Raw genomic sequence first — 19,563 nt, 5'->3', positions numbered from 1 at the left:
CGGGTTACCCTGTGCGCCCCATGGCCACCACGTTCGCTGCGTTGATCTTTCGACCCGCCGACATCCCGGACCGCGCGCTGTCCCAGGGCTTTGCCGTGGCGCTCGGTGGCTGGGACGTCGCCTCGCCGCGCCTGTTCATCGCGCCGCTCCCTGGCGTGCCCGGGCACGCCGCCGCGTTTTACTCGAGCGGCGAGCCCGCCGGCGCCGGGGACGACGAGCTCGACCACCTCGCCGAGCTCTTCGAGGACGAGCTCTCTCCGCCCGTCGCCGTGCTCGACGCGGCCGCCGAGCTCGGCCACCCCGGCGCCACGGTCTTCGCGCTCGTGTTCTCGGAGGACGTCGTCCACGACGACGGCTGGCGCTTCGAGGCGAGCGGGTTCGTCCGCCATTTCGTGAGGGAAGGGGACGAGGGCGTCGAGGCCGGCGTGGAGGCGCCCGACCGCAGCGACATCGTCGAGGTCGACGTCGACCTGCCGGAGGGCGCGACAGCGGCGGAGGAGCGCGAAGCCATGGACCGGGCGATCCGGCCGCACCGCGGCTCGACGTTCCTCGCGGCCGAGCTGGGCGCCCCGGTGCTGGGCGCGCTCATGGGCGGCTTCTTCGCGCCCGAGCGCCGCCTCCAGGTGCACCTCGTCGCGCCGGGGCCGGGGTCGATCGCCGACGAGGTCGCGCGGCTCAACCGGGTGCTCCGCCGCGAAGACGGCCGCGGCGCGCCCGCGTCCCCGCCGCCCGTCCGCGGCGTCGCCCCGCCGGCGACGTATGCGGCGTTCGTGCGCGCGTACGACTGGGCCGATCCTGCGGATCCGGAGGACCTCTACCGCGAGCTCGCGATCGGATCCATCGAGGGCACGCTGCGCTTTCTCCGCGAGGGCGAGCTCCTGGGCCACGACCGCGAGCCGGGCTGGGAGGCGGCGGCGGCGCGGCAGCTCTACCCGATCGCGCGGCTCTCGGGCTCGGCGCTCGGCGGCGGCGCGGCCCATCGGTCGGTCGTCGCGCTCGGGGCCGACGGCGAGCAGCTCTGGGTCGTCCGCGGCGGCACGAGCGCGGCGCCGGCCGGACCGACGTTCGGCGAGCTGCTGCGCTACCTCTCGCTGGGCTGGTCGCGCCGGAGCGACGCGGAGGAAGACCTCATCGGGGCGCTCATGCTGCGCGCGCGGCTCAGGTCGCTCGGGGGTTGAGCCCGCGCCCCGGCGTGGGATCCGCCTGCCGGGGTGAGGCGCTTTGCCTCGCGACGCGCGCCTCGGCTCAAAACGACGTGTCGTACACGTGGTGCCGGTGGGCTTCCGTGTGGAACGACGTCATGTGCGGGTCGTCCAGGACCAGATGGAGCAGGCCGACGTCTCGCTCGCTGCGCGCGAAGACGCTCACCAGGATCCCGCCCTGCCGGACGCCGGCCTGGTAGCGTTCCGCCCAGTGCCTCGGGACGCCCGCGGTGATCAGGATCTCGCGCAGCCCGCCCGTGATCCCGGCGCCGACCGCGCTGGCCACGACCGCGGCCAGCGGCCCGGCGACCACGAACCCGAGGTCGGGGACCACGACGCTCATCGCGACCGCGGCGCCGAACGTGTTCGACGGCGGCGCCACGTCCGGGCTCGGAAAGCACCTGTCGCGTGTCGCCTCGGTCATCAGCAGGCTGACCTCCTGTCGTGTGTAGCCGCAGTCGATGATGCGTTCCGCCGCGGCTTCCGCCTCGTCGTGCGTCTGCACCAGGCCAATTACGAGCTTCTCCATGGAAGAGACCTCCTTCGCGTTGAGCGCGTCCCGCTCTGGGCCCCGGCGACGGATACCGCACGCTCTGTGCCAATCCGAAATTCTCACGCCTCGATGCGTTCGCGCCGATTTCTGTGCCCCTTCCGCTGGAGGAGCGAGGCGGGATGTCGCAGTGCGCCCCGTGGGCCTCACCTTCCGATGTCGACATCGCCCGTGCCAGCGCGGTTGATTCCATCTTTTGCCGTCGAGCGGCGCGAGCGCCCCATTTCAACGGGCTCCGTCTGACCAGGTCGTCCGAAGGCCGCGTGCATGGGCGCCCGGGGCGGCCGGTGCGCGATGAGGCCGGAGCCGCGTCAGAAGCCGATCGTGTCCTCGACCGGCGCGGGCGGCTTCGTCCCCGTCGGGCGGCCCGTCGACGCCTCGCGCGGCGTGGGGCGGCCGCGCCCCTCCGAGGTGCCGCGCGGCGCCGCCGTCGCACCCGGCCTTGCTGCCGCGCCGGTGCGGGCAGCGCCCGCCGGCTGCGCGGTCGCAGCCGTGGCCGCCGGCTGCGCGGTCGCCGCCGTGGCCGCTGGCTGCGCGGTCTCGGCCGCGGGCGTCGCGCTCGCCGGCTCTGCCGGCACCGGCGCGGCGGCGCTCGGCGGCGCCGGCACCACCGGCTGCGCCGGGACGGGCGCGGCCTGCCGGGCCGGCGCCTCCGACGAGGGGGTCACCTCGGCCGTGGGCGATTGCTTCGTTGCCAGGAAGACGACCGCCGCCACCAGCGCCCCGAACGCGAGCGCGGCCGCCAGGATGGCCGGCGCCCACCGCCGGGCCCCGTCCGTCCCCGAGGTCGCCATGCCGGCGAGCGTCCGCCCCGGCGCGCCGTCCGTCGAGAGCCGCGCGCCCGGCGCCGACGACGGCGGCGTGCCGGTCGTCGAGAGCCGCGCGCCCGGCGCCGGCGGCAGCGGCGTCGGCTCCCCGAACAGCACCGGCTGCGACGCGCTCCCGTGGAGGGGTCGCTCCCCCGCGGACGAGGGCTCGGTCGTGAACGCCGTGCGCGCGATCCCGAGGACCGCGCGCTCCAGCGCCTCCGCCATCTGCCGCGCCGACGAGAAGCGCGCCGCCGGATCGTGCGCCAGCGCCTTCTTCATCCAGGCGTCGATCGCCGGAGAGAGCTCCGGCCTCACCTCGCTCGGCGGCGTGAAGATCCCGGTGTGGAGCACCACCGACAGCGCGCCGAGCGTCTCGCCCCGGAACGGTACCTGCTCGGTCAGCGCGTGGTAGGCGACCACCGCGAGCCCCCAGAGATCCGCGCGGAAGTCGACGTGCTTCGCGCTGAGCAGCTGCTCGGGGCTCATGTAGAGCGGCGTGCCCAGCACGCTCCCGGTCGACGTCATGCCGAGCTCGCCCTGGACCCGCTTGGCCACCCCGAAATCGAGCACCTTCACGAACAGCTCGCCCTCGACGTCGAGCAGGAAGATGTTGTCCGGCTTGATGTCGCGGTGGACGATCCCGACCTGGTGGGCCCGGCCGAGCGCCTTGGCCGTCTGCGACACGATCGTGGTGACCTCGACGGGCGGCAGCGCGCCCAGCCGCTGCATGCGGCTCTTGAGGTCCTCGCCCTCGAGCAGCTCCATCACGATGAACGGCACCCCGTCCGGCGTGACGCCGTGGTCGAAGACCTGCGCGACGTGCGGGCTCTTGATCTGCGCGGCCGCCATCGCCTCCCGCCGGAAGCGCTCCACGAAGCCGGTCTGGTCCGCGTAGGCCGGCGCCATGAACTTCACCGCCACCTGCGTCCCGAGCGCGAGGTGATCGGCCACCCACACGCTCCCCATCGCCCCCTTCCCGAGCTCGCGCGCCAGCCTGAGCGTGCTCGTCACCTGCTGTCCGGGGTTCATCGGGGGTCCCTCTTCGATCGGCCGAGCCGGCGACCCTGGGGGGCGTCCTGTGCGGGCGGCGCGGCGCTCTCGGTGTTGGCGCGTGTTGGCGCGTGTTGGCGCGTGTCGGTGCGTGTCGGCGCGCACAGCGTACAACAAACACCCTGGACCGTCACCACCGAGCGCTCGCGCCGCGCACCTGACGGGAGCTCTCGGATAAGCTGGCACCATGCGCGAGGGCACGCTGGTTTCCGGCCGGTTCGAGGTGCACCGCCTTGCCGGCGCCGGCGGGATGGGCACGGTCTACCGGGCGATCGATCAGCTGACCGGGCGCCCCGTCGCGCTCAAGGTCGCGCCCCCGGAGCTCGCCGCCCGCTTCCGGCGCGAGGCGCGCATGCTCGAGGCCGTGCAGCACCCGCTCATCGTGCAGCACATCGCGCACGGCACGGGCGACGACGGCGCCCTGTGGCTCGCGATGGAGTGGCTCGAGGGCGTCACGCTCGACGCGCGCCTCCAGGACGGGGCGCTCCCCGTGGCCGACGCGCTGCTCGTCGCGCACCAGATCGCGGAGGCGCTCGCCGCCATCCACGCGATCGGGATCACGCACCGCGATCTCAAGCCGAGCAACGTGCTCCTGCGCGACGGCAGGGTCGACGGCGTCGTCCTGCTCGACTTCGGCGTCGCCCGGGCGGCGGCGTCGACCTCGCTCGTCACGGAGGCCAGCTCGCTCGTCGGCTCGCTCGGCTACGTCGCGCCCGAGCAGGCGCGCGGCGACGTCGAGGTCGACGCGCGCGCCGACGTCTTCGGGCTCGGCGTCCTGCTCTTCGAGTGCCTCGCCGGGCAGCGCCCCTTCGCGGCCGACGACCCGCTCGCCGAGGTGTGCCGCATCCTCCTCGAGGAGGCGCCGCGCCTCGTCGAGCGGCGCCCGGACGTGCCGCCCTTCCTCGACGAGCTCGCCGCGCGCCTCCTGGCGAAGGACCCGGCGGCGCGCCCCGCGGACGGCCGCGCGGCGGCGTCCGCGCTCGCGGAGGCGCGCGCCCTGCTCGCGCGCGCGTCCAGCGCGGGCGCGGACGGCGCGCCGGCGTCGGTCACGGACGACGAGCGGCGGCTCGTCAGCGTCGTCCTCGTCGATCTGGGCGCCGCCGACCCGGAGCCGGCGAGCGATCGCGGCGTCGAGCGGATCGTCGCGGAGCTCGCCGAGGCGTTCGGCGGCGAGCGCGTGCGGCTCCCGGGCGGCACCCGCATGGTGCTCCTGTCCTCGCAGACCGACGAGGTGTTCTCCGGCCGCGGCGGCGCCGGCACGATGGCCGCCTTCGACCTCGCGGCGCGCGCCGCGCAGTGCGCGCTCGCGCTGAAGGCGCGCCTGCCCGGGCGCCCGGTCGCGCTCGCCACGGGCCGCGCGCAGGTGGGCGAGCGCCTGCCCGCGGGCGACGTGATCGACCGCGCGGTCGCCCGCCTCCGCGAGGCCGAGGGCGACGTGCGCATCGACGAGGTCACCGCGGGGCTCGCGGCGCCGCGCTTCGAGGTGATCGGCGACGGCCCCTCGTTCCTGCTGATGGGCGAGCGCGACGGCACCGAGCCCGAGCGCACGCTCTTCGGCCGCGTCACCTCGTTCGTCGGGCGCGACCGCGAGCTCGCGACGCTGCGCGGCCTCTTCGAGCAGAGCGCCGACGAGCCCGTGGCGCGCGCCGCGCTCGTCCTCGGCGAGGCCGGCATCGGCAAGACGCGCCTCCGCTGCGAGCTCATCCGGGCCGTGCGCGAGCGCGATGCGCGCGCGTCGGTCTACGTGGCGCGGGGCGACCCCCTCGGCGCGGGCGCGCCGTTCGGCATGCTGGGCGAGATCGTCCTCGCGGCCGCCGGCTGCCTGCCCGGCGAGGCGCTCGAGGCGCGCCGCGCCAAGATCCGCGAGCACGTCGCGCGGGCCCTGCCCGCGCCGGCCGACGACGCCCCGCGCGTCGCCTGGTACCTCGGCGAGATCGCGGGCACGCCGTTCGACGACCCCGACGCCGAGCCGCGCGCCGCCCGCGGGGACGCGGTCGCCATGGGCGATCAGGCCCGCCGCGCCGTGCTCGAGTGGCTCGCCGCGCGCTGCGGCGAGGGGCCGGTCGTGGTGGTGCTCGAGGACATGCACTGGAGCGATCACGCCTCGGTCGCGGTGCTGGACGAGGCGCTCCAGGCGCTCTCGGATCGCCCGCTCCTCGTGCTCGGCTTCGCGCGCCACAGCGTGATGGAGACGTTCCCCGGCCTCTGGGGCTCGCGCGGCGTGCAGCACATCAAGCTCGGCGCGCTCAGCCAGCGCGCGGCCGAGCGGCTCGTCCGCAGCGTGTTCGGCGAGGAGCTCTCGCTGCCCGAGGTGGCGCGGCTCGTCGAGCACGCCGACGGCCACCCCTTCTTCCTCGAGGAGCTCATGCGCGCGCGCGCGGAGGGCCGGAGCGACATGCCGCCCACGGTCGTGGCGCTGATGCACGCGCGCATCGAGGCGCTGCCGGCCGAGGCGCGGCGCACGCTGCGGGCGGCGAGCCTGTTCGGCGGCAGCTTCTGGCCGGACGGCGTGCGGCAGCTGCTCGGCGCCGGCACCTCGGCCGAGTCGCTCGACCGCTGGCTCAAGAGCCTGCTCTCGGAGGAGCTCGTCGCCCGGCGCGGCGTGTCGCGCTACCCCGGGCACGACGAGCTCACGTTCCGTCACGCCCTCGTTCGCGACGCCGCCTACGGGATGCTCACGGACGGCGATCGCACCGCCGGCCACCGGGCTGCCGCGCGCTGGCTGCGCTCGGTCGGCGAGACCGACGAGCGGGTGCTGGCCGAGCACGCCGAGCGCGGCGGCGACGCCCCCACGGACGGCGAGGGCCTCGTCGCCCGCGGCCCCGCGCAGGATCGCGGCGGCGGAGGAGGGGGAGGACAGGGGCGCCCCCCGGAGCGCAAATCCGAGCGTGAACGGAAGGAAGCGCAAGGGGGCCAAGGTTGATGAACAACCATTGACGTGATACCCCGCCGCCCGGAGCAGTGAGCATGGATTCTTCTGACCTGGGCGCCGTCGGTCCTTACGAGCTGCTGTTGCAGCTGGCCAGGGGCGGCTCGGCCGAGGTCTTCATCGCGCGTCGCGCCTGCGCTGCAGGCGGAGGGGACGCGGGTCCGGAGCGGGAGTCGCTCGTGGCGGTGAAGCGGATCCGGGCCGATCTGCGGTTCGAGTCGAGCTACGCGAGCATGCTCTTCGACGAGGCGGGCATCGCGTCGCGCGTCGCGAGCCCTCATTTCGTTCCCGTCCTCGATTACGGTCTCGACGAGGGCGCGCCGTACATCGTCATGGAGCTCGTCGTGGGGGTCACCCTCAAGCACCTCACCCGGGCTCCCGAGGCGCTCGGGGTCGGCGACGCGATCGAGCTCATCGCGCAGGCCGCCGAGGGGCTGCACGCGGCGCACGAGGCGCGCGACAGCTCGGGGGAGCTGCTCCAGGTGATCCACCGGGACATCTCGCCATCCAACATCCTTGTCGGCGTCGACGGCCGGGCGTCCATCTGCGATCTCGGGCTCGCCTATGCCCTGCGCCGCACGACGCGGACGAAGACCGGGATGGTGAAGGGGAAGCTGAGCTATTTCTCGCCGGAGCAGGCGAACGCGAGGCCGCTGGATCGGCGCTCGGACGTGTTCTCGCTCGGGGTCGTGGCGTGGGAGGTGCTGGCGGGCAGGCGGCTGTTCGCCGGCGGCAACATGGTCTCGACCCTCCACGCCGTCCTGGAGCGCGAGGTGCCGCCGCTCTCGAGCGAGCGCGAGGGCGTGGGCCAGGCCGTCACGGCCGCCGTCGCGCGGGCCATCGAGCGCGATCGCGACGCGCGCTGGCCCACGGCGGCCGATTTCGCGCAGGCGCTCCGGGCCGCAGCCGAGGAGGAGGGGCACGCGGCGTCGCGCGACGCCATCGGCGCGCGGGTCGCCGAGGTGCTCCCGCCGCCGCTGAAGCCGCTCGCGCCGTCCTACGTCGCGGGCGGGCCGTGCGTCACGGAGGAGATCGTCGCTGCCTTGCAGTCGATGCGCGCGGCGGGACCGGTGGGCGAGGGGGAATCGGGCGGGCTCCTGGAACAGCGGCAGCCCTCGCGCGGCTGAGCCCGCTGCTGCGGTTCCGGCGTCCGCGGGGAGCCCGGAACCTGGGTATTCGCTCAACACCACGACCCGGAGGATCAACACCCTCCGTGCGACGTGGTCGTTGGTCGTGAACGTGGTCGTGGTCGTGGTCGATTACGACACGGTCGTAAACGTGAACGTTCCGCCGCAATGCTTGGTCGACGGAGGGGAGCGGGACGACGGAGCGAGACGTTCACGACCGAGCCGTCGACGACCACGACCACGTTTACGTTTACGTTGACGCTGACATTGATGACCACGGTTCGGCGGCTGCTGTTGACGCGGCGCTCCGGAGGACCGCTTGCCGGCCTTGTCCTTCCTCGGGTTGGCGGACGCGCGCGGAACGGTCGATAGGCGTTGACATCCGGGATGTGAGCGTTCACATTGCAGAGGTATCCTTTCGCTTTGCTCTGGGTGGGTCGCCATGCGTATCGCGAGTTTCGTGGTCGGGTATCGGGTCGATCCTGGTGCCGGTTACGTTCGATCGTTGCGCAGAGGATTGCCGAACGACGGCGGTCGGCGCTTCGCCAGGAGTGAGCCACCGGAGAACGCGACAGACCTCGGTTGTTCCACGATTGTCGTGAAAAATCATGGACGCTGCTCACCGGTAGCGTCGGTGCGCAGGGGGTGGTCCGCGCGAGCGCGGCTACCTCGATGGTCGTGTCACCGCAATCCACATACATCTCGTCATCGTCGTCGCTGATGCCTGCATTGTGAGTCGTTTCCTTACCATCCCGACAGGAGGCCACATGGCTTTGATGACGAGAGGCAGAGGCGGGTGATGGAGGAGCAGTTCACGATGTTCTGGGACCACGAGAACGCCAAGGGCATCACGCTCTGGGGCCACATCCATGGCACGACATGGGTGAGGGAGTCGGGCCTCATCAGGGGCGGCCAGCCGCGCCCCGCCATGCAGTGGTCGATGGATTTTCTCGGCAGGTAGTAGAAATTTCTTCAGGCCGAACTGGCCACGAGCTGTCGCGATACGGGCGAGGGTAGACACCAGATCCCGCCTGCGCTCCACTTTAGCGTGCCCACAGCGGGCGAGGAGAGAGAACATGGTTAGGCCCTCAGATCATGAGAAGGCGCTTCCTCTCCTGGGCTCTCGGTTAGCTGTCTCGATCGCGTTGATCGTGGCCAGCGGCTGCACGGGAGACCTGGGCGGGTTTGGCTCCAAGGATTCCACACCGAACGACCCGAACGACCCGCCGAGCACCTCGACGGGGACGGGGACGGGCACGGGCCCGACGGACCCGGCCGCTTGCGAGGACGGCACGGTGTACCCCGGGCGAGCGCCGCTGCGGCGGCTGACGCGCTACGAATACAACAAGACCGTCCGCGACCTCCTGGGCGACACGACCGATCCAGCCATTTCGCTTCCGAGCGAGGATGTCGGGAACGGCTTCGGCAATGACGCGGACACGCTGTCGGTCTCGGGCCTGCTCGCCGAGCAGCTGGGCACCGTCGCGGAGGGCGTCGCCAAGCGCGCGACCGCCACCCCGGAGGCGCTCGCGAAGCTCGACCCTTGCGCGCGCGGCGTGACGGCGGAGGGCGAGGAAGCGTGCGCGCGCACGATCATCGAGCGACTCGCGCCGCTCGCGTACCGGAGGCCGCTCGCCGACGGCGAGGCGAACGAGCTCCTCGGGCTGTACAGCGCCGGCCGGACGGACGCCACGTTCGACGTCGGCATCGCGACGGTGATCGAGGGGCTGCTTCAATCGCCGGATTTCCTCTACCGCATCGAGTTTGGCGCGCCCGACGCGGAGCGCCCCGACCTCCGCCGGCCCACCGGCGACGAGATGGCGACGCGCCTATCGTACCTGCTCTGGGGCACGATGCCCGACGAGAAGCTGCGCACGGCGGCGCAGGCGGGTGAGCTCTCGACCAAGGAGGGCGTGCGCGCTCATGCCGAGCGCATGCTCGAGGATCCCCGGTCGCGGGCCACCGTCCGGTACTTCTTCGACAACCTGCTCCCCATCAGCAGCCTCGCGGATCTCGAGCGAAAGGCGGAGTTGTTCCCGACCTTCTCGCGGACGATCGGCTCGCTCCTGCACGAAGAGACGCAGCGATTGATCGAGCACGAGATCTTCGAGGAGAACGGCACCTGGGCGTCCGTCTTGACGGCCCCGTACTCGTTCATGAACGGACCTCTCGCGGCGTTCTACGGCGTCTCCGGCGTGACGGGCGACGAGTTCCAGCGGGTGCAGCTCGACACGACCCAGCGCCTCGGGCTCCTCACCCAGGCGGGCGTGATGGCCGGGACGACGCACTCGAACAACACGAACCCCGTGGTCCGCGGCGGGTTCGTGCTCGACAAGCTGATGTGCCAGAAGATCCCGCTCCCCACCGGCGACATCCTGGAGAGGGTGAAGCCGCCGGATCCGTACACCGGCGCGACGGCGCGGGATCGCTTCAGCCAGCACAGCAAGGATCCGGTCTGCGCGACGTGCCACCAGTTCTTGGATCCGGTCGGGTTCCCGCTCGAGAACTACGACGCGGTCGGGCTGTTCCGCACGACGGAGAACGACGTCCCGATCGACGCGAGCGGTGCGGTCCCGGGCACGGACATCAAGGTGAACGGGCCGGTCGAGCTGGTGCAGGGGCTCGCCCAGACCGAGGCGGTGCAGAACTGCTTCGCGACGCACTGGGCCGAGTACGGCTATGGTCTCACGCTTCGCGCCGGGGACGCTTGCACCAAGAAGGCTGTCACGGACGCCTTCAAGGCGTCCGGATACAATGTAAAGCAGCTCCTGATCGAGCTCACGCAGACGGATGCCTTCCACTACATGGCTGCCCAGGAGGAGTGATGGTTATGTCGAACTTTCGTATGAGCCGACGTGCCGTGCTGCGCGGCGCTGGCGCCATCGCCATCGCGCTCCCCTGGCTGGAGATCATGGGCCCCGAGCGCACGGCGAGCGCGCAAGCCACCCCCGCCAAGCGTTTCCTCAGCGTCTACACGCCGGGCGGGACCGTGCTCAACCGCTGGCGGCCGACCGGCAACGAGACGAACTTCACCCTGGGGCCCATCCTGTCGCCGCTCGCGCCGGTGCAGGACAAGCTGATCGTCGTCGACGGCCTCGACATGAAGAGCGCGATCGGTGAGCAGCACCAGGCCGGGATCATCGCCTGGCTCTCGGGCACGACCCAGGCCCCGAACGGCGGCTACGGGGGCGGACCGTCCGTCGATCAGGTGATCGCCTCCCGGATCTCCGCCGGTAAGAAGGCGAAGGCGAGCATCGAGATCGCGGTGCGCTGGGCGACGGGCAAGTCCCACGGCCTGCTGTCACCGATGAACTCCGCGAATTTCGAGAGCGCCGCGCCGTTCAGGCCGATCCCGCCGCGCCTCGATCCGACGGAGATCTTCACCGAGCTCTTCGGGACGCTGGATCCCAGCGCCGGCAACGACGCCGCCCGCCGGCTCGCGCGAAAGAAATCGATCCTCGATTTCCTCGACGGGCGCTACTCCGCCCTGTCCTCGCGGCTCGGCGCCGCCGACGCGCAGAAGATCGACCAGCACCTGACGAAGATCCGCGAGATCGAGAAGAGCCTCGACAGCGTGCCGGTCGAGACGAGCGCGTGCAAGGCGCCGACGAGGGTCGACACGTCCGACTACAACCCGCGCACGGGGCTCAACGCGGACAACGACGGCAAGGTCAAGGACACCTCGACCGACGCGGCGATCCCGAAGGTCGGCAAGCTGATGATGGACATGATGGTGATGTCGCTCGCCTGCGACATCACCGCGGTCGGCACGCTGCAGTGGAGCGACACCGAGGCGAAGCACACCTTCCCCTGGCTCAACCTGAGCGAGCACCACCATTTCTACCAGCACGACGGCGGCTTCAGGGCGGCCGAGTGCGAGCGCATCTGCAACTGGTATTCGCAGCAGCACCTCTACCTCCTTCAGGAGATGGCGAAGATCGACATGGGGGGACACTCGCTGCTCGACGAGAGCGTCGTCTTCTTCGGGTCCGAGCTCCAGGATCCGCCGAGCCACAACAAGTCGAACATGCCGTTCTTGCTGGCCGGCGGCGGCGGAGGCCTGCGCGCTGGACGCTGGCTCCGGTACAACAATCGCCCGCACAACGATCTGCTCGTCTCGATCTTGAACCTGTTTGGCGACAGCCGGAACACGTTCGGCGACCCGAAGTTCTGCACCGGGCCGCTCACGAACCTGACGTAGCCGTCGAAAGGCCGGAGCGCCGGCCGGCGCGAGCTCAACGACGCTGGCCGGCGCGAGCTCAACGACGCCGGCCGGCGCTCCTCGAGGTACTGGCCGGCGCCGTCACGCGACGCGGCGCGAGCAATAGGGTCGCGGGGGGAAGGCGCGACCGCGACGTCGTCTCACCGCAAGAGGTCGCCGATCGCCCCGTACCAGACGTTCGCCACGCGCACGTAGCCGGCCTCGTTCGGGTGGTTCCTGTCCGGGAGCTCCGCTGTCGGAAATCCGGTGTGCGTTCGCCTTTCGATTTCAGCGGAGGTACGGACTCAACGCCTGGAACCAAACCTCGGCCATGCGGTTATACCCTGCCTGGTTCGGGTGGAGATTGTCGGCGAAGAGGGACTGCTTGTAGTTCGTGTCGTTGGTGAACGCTGTGTACATGTCCACCAGCACGATGTGCTGCCCCTTGCTGACGCGCGTCGAAACCAGGTCGGGCATGGCCGCGTTGTAGGCCTTGACGGCGTTGTTCGTGCCGTCCGTTCTCGTCGGCACGATCTGCGCGAGCACCACGAGGATGTTCGGATCACGCATGAAAATCGAGTCGAGCAGCTTGCCCAGGCGATTCGGTGCGTCCGCAAGGTTGATGTTGCCGTTGATGTCGTTCGTTCCGATCATCAACGTAATGATGTTGGGCTTGTAATTCGGAATGCTGGTGCCCACGAGCTTCGCGATGCCGTTGTTGCCCTCGATCGTCCAGCCGCCGTGACCCTCGTGGTCCCTCGGGAACGTCACTCCGTCCACCATGGGCACGCTGTAATCATTGGCGGAACCGACGAAGGTGATGTCGCGGTTCGCTTCGAGCGCGAGGTGGAACAGCGGGGCGCGGTAGCCGCCGGCGACGTTGAAACCCTGCGTGATTGAATCGCCGAAGGGCATGATCTTACAGGGGCCGCTCGCCGGGCAGGGCTGGAATGCCGGGCCGCCGCCCGCGCCAGCGCTGCCCCCTGCACCTCCGTCGCCCGCGGTACCTCCGACACCGTCGGATGCGCCGCCCATGCCACCGGAGCCCGCTCCGCCGGCGCCCCCGGTGCCGCCGTCGCCGCCCGAGCCTGCCGAGCCGCTCGTGGCGACTCCCCCTCCAGCGCTCCCGCTGGTCACGCCGCCGCTCGTCGCCCCCTCGCTGGTCGCGCCCGTCGTAGCGCTTGCGCCGGGTCCGGAGCTGGTCGACGTCGCTCCTTCCGGATCATCGGAACACCCGCTGAACATCGCCACCAGCGCGGCAGTCCCCACCAGCGTGGCCCACCTCGAGCGGCGCGGTCTCCGGATCTCCGCATCGTTCCGCTCGCGCGACCCACACAGCGAACCATTCTCTTGAACCATACGCATCGCATTCCTCCGTCCCACGCACGCCGAAGCGGAGAACCGCAGGATGCGAGCTCCGCTGCGCCGTCGGGATGATCGACTGAGAGCCGCCGAAACGACACGCGACGCCCTCGCGACCTCGCCGTTGCTCGCGTCCGCGACGACCAGGCGAATGGAATCGGCGCAGAGGGCGAGCCCGAGCCCAGGGACGAAGGGCCGGCGCGAACGACGGCCTGTTCAGGGCAACGCGAAAGGAAACCCCGAGGCGCAGAGTGAGCGTTCACACTGCTGGTGTCAAAGAAAATGGACCGGCGCGCGGCCTTCGAGCACGGCGGTCACGCCCGGCGCGTTCGCCAGCGTCGGGGCGAGCTCGTCGCCGGGTCGCGCGCGAAAGTCGCCGCGCGGGGGAGGGGTCTCGGTCTCTTTAGGATGCAGCCATGGCGCGCTTCACCGGGCGACGCGCGGGCGCTCCGTGGGCCGGAGCGCGTAGGCGATGCCGCTCTGCAAGGTGCCCGTCGTGACGATGCCGGTGAGGTCCGCGCCGAGCTCGATCAGGGCGCGCGCCACCTCGGGGCGGATGCCCGTGAGCACCACGCGCGCGCCGAGCATCTGGGCGGCGCGCGCGGTCCGCGTCAGCGCATCGGCGACGAGCGTGTCGACGGCGCGAACGCCGGTGATGTCCAGGATCGCGGTGTGGGCGCGCTGGCTGCTGATGCCGGTGAGCAGCGTCTCCATGATCTGCCCCGCGCGCGCGCCGTCCACCGTCCCGATGAGCGGCATGGCCAGGACGCCGTCGGCGAGCGGGATGAGCGGCGTCGACAGCTCCCGCAGCGCGTCCTGCTGCGCGGCGATGATCTGCTCCTGCAGCGCGGCCCGCTCCGCCTCCGCGCGCCTCAGGTCGGTGTCCTCTCTCACGACGCCGCCGACGCCGATCAGCTCGCCGCGCTCGTTGCGAACCGGGAACTTGACCGTGGAGAAATAGAAATTCTCGCTGCCGTAGTCCAGGACCTCCTGGTACCGCATGGCCTGGCCGCTCTCGAACACCTCCCGTTCCTTCCCCACGATCCGGTCGGCGACGCCGGGCGGCGTGGCGCCGAACTCATGCTCGTCCTTGCCGAGGAACTCGATGGCGTGCCGCCCGAGGGCCCGCGCATAATGGCGGTTGACGAACACGTAGCGCCCCTCCGCGTCCTTGATGAACATGACGTTCGGCGAGTTGTCCACGAGCTGAAGGAGCATCTGATAGCGTTCGTGCAGCAGGCGCTCCCTCTGCCTCGGATCGTCGCCTTCATCCACGATGGCCGCGATCTCTCGGACGTCGCCTCGCTCGTCGCGCAGCACGGCGTAGGTCCACCGGCAGGTGATCTCGTTTCCCTCTCTCGTCCTGCCCGCGCTCGTGGTCGTCGCGAAGAGGCTCTCGCCAGGATCGTGGTTGAACGCCTCCACCTCCTCTGGCGACACCGGATCCGTGGCCACGAGCTCGGAGAGCCGGCGACCCACGGCCTCGCCCTCGCTCCAGCCGAAGAGGTACGCCGCGGCGTCGTTCCAGCGCGTCACGGTGCCATCCTGGCGCCAGTGGATCAGCGCCGGCACCTGCGTGGCGCCCAGAGCGAACGGAGCGTCGAGGTACGCCGCCGCCGCGCTGGCCAACCCTCTCTCGCGCCCGAGCTCGCCGCGCCGACTGGCCAGCTCATTCTCCAGCTCCTCGACGCGCGCGCGCAGCGCCCAGCACGCTGCCTTGTAGTCAATCTCGCCATCGATGCGCGCGGACACCCCGCCGGGCGCGAGGCCCCCGTCGAGCTGGCAGGGCCCGCCCGCCGTGCTCCCTGCGTCCGAGTCGTGGTCCCCTCCCGACCCCCCATCCCCGTCCGCGCGTCCGAACGGTCCGGAGGTCCGCTCGCCCCTGTCGCGACCCATGCTCGCTCCTCCGCGCGCTGATCCACGAGCCCGCCGCCCGAGTCTGGGAGCGCGGGTCGCGCGCCGCACGTCAGTCCATGTTCTTCGACTCGATGGTCCATGCCCGGTCGGTGCACAGGCCGCAATTCGCGCCGACGAACATGCCCTTGCCGGTCGCGCCCATGTCACCCTTCAGCTGCCAGCCCAGCCAGGCGACGCCGACCTTGCCGAAGACTCCGCCGTTGTCCTGGCCGTAGGTGCCGCCGTGGCCCACGTTGGTGCTCGCGAGGACGGCGGGCACGTCGCGGGTGTTCCGGTAGTCTCGGGTCCCGTTCGGGTAAGCGACGTCATCGGGGCCGCCGAGGATGAACGCGATCGGCGCGTGGAGCGCGTCGAGGATCTTCTGATCGGGGTTGATCATCCCGCTGCTCCAGATCACCGCGGTCGTCACGCGCGGGTCACCGGCGGCACCCTCGGCCATCAGTCCGCCGCAGGACCAACCCATGACCGCGGTCTTGTCGGCAGCCAGGCTCCGGTAGTACTGGCTGCACGCTCGCCCGTTCTCCTTGATGGCCCAATCCAGGGACTCGATCAAGGGCTTCCCCATGGCCTTGTAGTCCTCGACCATGGGCCTCGATCCGGAGCCGTTCGGTTCGCCATCGGAGATCACCAGGTACCCGTGCGACGCGAGCTCGCCCAGAAAATCTGGGTTGGTGGTGCCGTTCAAGGAACAGGCGCCCTCTCCCCAGGCAACGATCGGGTACCTCTCGGCGCCGCCCAGGTCCTTCGGCCTGTAAATCGTGCGGCCAGACAGACCAGGATCCTTCTCGACCACGACCTCGTGTGAGCCGGTAAACGCGGCCCCCATGGCTCTCACGTTGACCGGCGTCGGATCGGGGGTCTCGTCCGCGGGGTCACACGTCGCCGCGCCACCGGCGCCTGCCCCCGCGCCACCCGCTCCTGCCCCCGCGCCACCCGCGCCACCGTTGCCCGTCGCTCCGCTGGAGCCGCCCGCCCCTCCGTCGGAGGCGCCCCCACCCGCTGTGCCGCTGGTCGCGCTCACGTCGCCGCCGCCGCTGCCCGCAGCGCCTGTGGTCGCAACGCTGGCGGAGCCGGTGGAGCCGGCAACTCCGCTCGATCCCGCCGGGGTGCCGCTGGTCCCCGAGGGCAGCGCGTCGTCAGCACCGCAGCCGAACAGGATGACGGCGATGGCCGCTGCCATTCCTCGCGTCATTGCTTGCATCAAGATCTCCTCTCGTGCGATCGCCACGCTCACGACGTGCGTCGTCTGCTCACGGGTGTCTCCCGGAGCCCATGGGGGCGTGCACAATTCTGTGTGACAACTTGAGGAGGCACGCCGCGGGCGGTGCCGTTCAGGCGAGCATGCCGTCGATGGGCCCGGAGCCCTTGCCCTCGCCGAAGTTCTCCGTCCACTGGGTCTTGTCCCGAACGGCGGCGGCGATGAGGCCGTTGAAGAGCCGGTTGTTCGTGACGCCTCCGGCGTCGATGTAAGCACCCTGCTTCAGGTAGCCGCCGCCGTCCCCGGCGATGATCGTCGGAACGTTCTGGAAGCTGTGCGACGGGCCGTCCGACACGTGGTTCGTCCACATGATGATGGACTTGTCGAACAGGCCGCGCGCCTTGAACTGATCGAGGCCGTGGAGCAGCGTCTGCATGCGGAGCACGTCGATTTCGGCGTGCGCTTGCTCGGCCGTCGGGTTGCTGCCCGAAGAGGCGTCCGATTGCACACGATGGCTGATGTGGTGGAAGGGCCACCCGAGCGTCGCGTTCGACGGCACCGCATACTTCGTCTGATCCGTGCCGTCGCCGTGCTGCAGCGTCGCCACGCGGTTGAAGTTGCAGGCGAACGCCAGCGCCACGAGCTCGAGGTGGAGCTTCGCGACGTCCTCGATCATGCCGTTCGTCTTGAACGCGAAGCCGCTCTTGAGCGCGTCGAGCTCCGACGTCGAGAGGCCCGCCTGGCTGCAGGCCCCGGCGGCCATCTCGCCCATCGTGACCTCGGCGTCGCGGATGGCGTCGAAATGCTGCTGGAGGCGGTGCTTGTCGGCCGAGCTCAGCGCCGACATGCGCATCAGGCTGTTCAGCTCCTCGCGCACGAAGTCGTTCGCGCTCTTGCGGCTCCGGATGAGCTCATCGGCGACCTGCCCGCCGCTGCCACCGCTGCTGCCGCCGCCGCTTTCCGCCAGGCCGACGAGCTTGGAGTAGAGCGTGTACGGGTTGTCGTCCGCAGAACGCACCTGCCCGGAGCCGGCGCCCTTGAACGAGATGCGCTCGGCGATGTAACCGTTCTTGCGGTTGCCGGCGTAGAGCGTGAGCGGCTCGGCGCCGCCCTCGTTCACCAGCTTGGCGACGACCACGTCCGCGGACACGCCGCCCGAGGATGCTGTCTTGCCGCCGCCCTGCGCCGGGCGCGCGGTGAGCGACTGACACAGACCCTGCGCATGGCCGCAGTTGCTGGGCCCATTCATCGGGAAGTTGATCCCGCGGATGAACAGCAGGTTCGGGGCGTGGGGCGCGAGCACGTGCGTCGCCTTGTCCGTCATGGCGGCGAGCCCGTCGGTCGTGAGCTGGCCAGTCTTGTCCGGGAAGAACTTCTTGCCCACCACGCCGCACGCCGCCACGATGTAGAGGCTGAACACGGGCGTGCTGTCCGCGGCCCAGGCGGAGCGCGACGGCAGACCCTCGAGGAAGGGAAGGGCGATGGCGACGCCGCCCGCGCGCAGGAACGCGCGCCGATTCATGCCGCGCCGGTGCGCTGCGTTCGGAGGAGCGAGGCTCATTGCGATCTTGGGGTTCACAGCGTACCTCCCATGCGAGTCCGGAATGCTTCCTTCTTCACGAGCTCGAGCATCATCTCTTTCACCGAGCCGCTGGCGCCGCGGCTCACCTCGGCGAGCGTCTCGACGAGCGGCAAATCCGACGGGACGACGTCGCGCTGGAGCGCGAAGCTCGCGAGCTTCTTGGCGTAGCAGAGGTGAGCCTGCTCGCCCTCCGCCATGTGGTGCATCAGCTCGCCGGCGTCCGCGAACGACTTTTCCCCTTCGGAGAACGTGTAGACACCGCTGCTGTCGATCGGCAAGCCTCCGTTCTCCTCGTCTCGATATTGGCCCATGCCGTCGAAGTGCTCGAAGGCGAAGCCGACGGGGTTGATGAGCTGGTTGTGGCACGCGCCGCCGCAGCCGGAGGTGAGCCGCGTGATGCGTTGACGGTTCGTCTGCCCGGGCTCGAGGGGCGGGACCGGCGGGATGTCGGGGGCCGGCGCGCCGAGCGGCGCGCACAGCACGTCGAGGTTGATGCTGACGCCGCGGTGGATCGAGTCCGACTCATCGTTCAGGGCGTTCAGCGTCAGGTAAGGGAGCTGCGAGAAGAAGCCGACGCGATCGGGACCGAGGTCTCGCTCCACGACGCCGCTCCCGCTCGGCGAAAGGCCGTAGAGGCTCGCCATCCCCGGCCCCACGAAGCCCTTGGTGGACGTGAGGATCTCCTTGACGCCGAGACCCTCGGCGAAGATCTTGTCGAAGAACAGGTACGCGCTCTCCTCGTACTCCGCGTTCAACGATTCTTTGTAGCTCGGCACGCCGAGCTTGCTGATCGTGGCGTAGCGATCGAAGTGGAGCAGCTCGCGATGGAAGTACCGCATGCCCTCGGCCGCGGTGGGCTCCTCCAGCATGGTCTTCGCGACCGCGGCGATCGCCTCCGGCGTCGTGAGCGTGGGCGCCCTGTCGAGCAGCTCGTCGCTCGGCGCGGCGTCGCGCAGCCAGAGCGAGAGCTTGGCCGCGATCTCGTAGCCATCGAGCGGCTTGCGATCCTCGCCGAGCTCCGTCCGGTAGAGGAAGTGCGGCGACTGGAGCATCGTCCGGATCACGAGCTGCGCGCCCTTGGCGAACGTGCTCTTCGCGCCGGACATCGCCGATCCGGCCTCGAAGAGATCCGCGTACCTGCCGGTCTCATCGTCCGTCAACGGACGGCGATACGCGCGGCGCCCCACGGCTTCGATGAAGCCGGCCGCGTCCGTGCCCGGGTAAACATCGGCGAGCGCCTCCTCCGAATCCGTCACCTCGTCGGCGAGCGCCTCCGCCGCCGATTGGTAGTCGCTCCACGAGCGCTGGTTCACGCTCAGCAGGTGCTCGTTGTTCGTGAAGTCCGTCGTGCCGGCGACGGGCTTCTCGAACCCGTCGGACAGCGACGGCGGCGCGGCGAGGTTCAGGACCACCTGCACGCTGCGCGCCCACTGCGAGTTCGTTAGGCGCACGAACCGGTGGTACTTCGGCCCACCCGGCATGTCGATGCCGCGCGCCACCCCGCCGGTGGGTGGGTCGCCGCCGACGTCCGGAGGAGGGCCGCCGCCCCCCTCCGGATCCGGATCGCCCAAGGCGCCCGTGCATCCCGCCAGCAGGAGCGCGGTGACGCAGAGCCCCGCGCCCAGCGCCCGCATGC

Annotated in this window: 13 protein-coding genes; 6 read left to right on the top strand and 7 right to left on the bottom strand. The window is 70.9% G+C overall.

The features are described from left to right. The first annotated feature begins 20 nt into the window (after nucleotides 1-20). Nucleotides 21-1,178, top strand: a complete 1,158-nt coding sequence (locus tag WMF11_RS26365) for a hypothetical protein (RefSeq protein WP_437972668.1) — start codon at nucleotides 21-23, stop codon at nucleotides 1,176-1,178. A 67-nt stretch (nucleotides 1,179-1,245) separates the two neighbouring features. Here the strand turns inward: WMF11_RS26365 and WMF11_RS26360 are convergent, their stop codons facing one another. Together WMF11_RS26360 and WMF11_RS26355 are read right to left on the bottom strand one after the other, a co-directional pair. Next, nucleotides 1,246-1,731 carry a hypothetical protein gene (locus WMF11_RS26360; RefSeq protein WP_437540685.1) on the bottom strand — a complete coding sequence of 162 codons (486 nt, stop codon included), beginning with the start codon at nucleotides 1,729-1,731 and terminating at the stop codon, nucleotides 1,246-1,248. A gap of 332 nt (nucleotides 1,732-2,063) precedes the next feature. Further along, nucleotides 2,064-3,590, bottom strand: a complete 1,527-nt coding sequence (locus WMF11_RS26355; RefSeq protein WP_437972667.1) for a serine/threonine-protein kinase — start codon at nucleotides 3,588-3,590, stop codon at nucleotides 2,064-2,066. Between the two features lie 208 nt (nucleotides 3,591-3,798). Here WMF11_RS26355 and WMF11_RS26350 point away from each other — a divergent pair, with 208 nt between their 5' ends. The 5 genes from WMF11_RS26350 (at nucleotide 3,799) to WMF11_RS26330 (ending at nucleotide 11,868) form a co-directional block, all read left to right on the top strand. Continuing rightward, nucleotides 3,799-6,534, top strand: a complete 2,736-nt coding sequence (locus WMF11_RS26350) for a protein kinase domain-containing protein (RefSeq protein WP_437972666.1) — start codon at nucleotides 3,799-3,801, stop codon at nucleotides 6,532-6,534. Between the two features lie 44 nt (nucleotides 6,535-6,578). Beyond that, a complete protein-coding gene (locus WMF11_RS26345) occupies nucleotides 6,579-7,667 on the top strand; it encodes a serine/threonine-protein kinase (protein WP_437972665.1) in 1,089 nt (362 codons plus the stop codon). Between the two features lie 799 nt (nucleotides 7,668-8,466). Next, a complete protein-coding gene (locus WMF11_RS26340; protein ID WP_437540677.1) occupies nucleotides 8,467-8,628 on the top strand; it encodes a hypothetical protein in 162 nt (53 codons plus the stop codon). Between the two features lie 115 nt (nucleotides 8,629-8,743). Beyond that, nucleotides 8,744-10,492 carry a DUF1592 domain-containing protein gene (locus tag WMF11_RS26335; RefSeq protein WP_437972664.1) on the top strand — a complete coding sequence of 583 codons (1,749 nt, stop codon included), beginning with the start codon at nucleotides 8,744-8,746 and terminating at the stop codon, nucleotides 10,490-10,492. A gap of 20 nt (nucleotides 10,493-10,512) precedes the next feature. Then, nucleotides 10,513-11,868, top strand: a complete 1,356-nt coding sequence (locus tag WMF11_RS26330; protein WP_437972663.1) for a DUF1552 domain-containing protein — start codon at nucleotides 10,513-10,515, stop codon at nucleotides 11,866-11,868. Between the two features lie 288 nt (nucleotides 11,869-12,156). Here the strand turns inward: WMF11_RS26330 and WMF11_RS26325 are convergent, their stop codons facing one another. The 5 genes from WMF11_RS26325 to WMF11_RS26305 all read right to left on the bottom strand — a co-directional run bounded on the left by WMF11_RS26325 (nucleotide 12,157) and on the right by WMF11_RS26305 (nucleotide 19,561). Continuing rightward, complete coding sequence (locus tag WMF11_RS26325) at nucleotides 12,157-13,233, bottom strand: SGNH/GDSL hydrolase family protein (protein WP_437972662.1); 1,077 nt, start codon at nucleotides 13,231-13,233, stop codon at nucleotides 12,157-12,159. A 423-nt stretch (nucleotides 13,234-13,656) separates the two neighbouring features. Continuing rightward, entirely contained in the window at nucleotides 13,657-15,126 is a 1,470-nt protein-coding gene (locus WMF11_RS26320) for a PAS domain-containing protein (protein WP_437972661.1), read from the bottom strand. Between the two features lie 70 nt (nucleotides 15,127-15,196). Then, the gene (locus WMF11_RS26315; RefSeq protein WP_437972660.1) at nucleotides 15,197-16,348 is read right to left on the bottom strand and encodes a poly(ethylene terephthalate) hydrolase family protein; all 1,152 of its coding nucleotides are present in this window, start codon (nucleotides 16,346-16,348) and stop codon (nucleotides 15,197-15,199) included. A 130-nt stretch (nucleotides 16,349-16,478) separates the two neighbouring features. Next, entirely contained in the window at nucleotides 16,479-17,924 is a 1,446-nt protein-coding gene (locus WMF11_RS26310) for a DUF1552 domain-containing protein (protein ID WP_437972659.1), read from the bottom strand. After that, nucleotides 17,921-19,561: a DUF1592 domain-containing protein gene (locus tag WMF11_RS26305; RefSeq protein WP_437972658.1), complete on the bottom strand. Its 1,641-nt coding sequence runs from the start codon at nucleotides 19,559-19,561 to the stop codon at nucleotides 17,921-17,923. Before WMF11_RS26305 ends, WMF11_RS26310 begins: the two co-directional genes overlap by 4 nt. Between the last annotated feature and the right edge of the window lie 2 nt (nucleotides 19,562-19,563).

Source organism: Sorangium sp. So ce295, assembly GCF_051527405.1.
In the GTDB taxonomy this organism is placed as follows: Bacteria; Myxococcota_A; Polyangia; order Polyangiales; family Polyangiaceae; genus Sorangium; species Sorangium cellulosum_B.
Note: the sequence above shows the minus strand (reverse complement) of the source record. Positions and strands in the feature narration are given on the sequence as shown.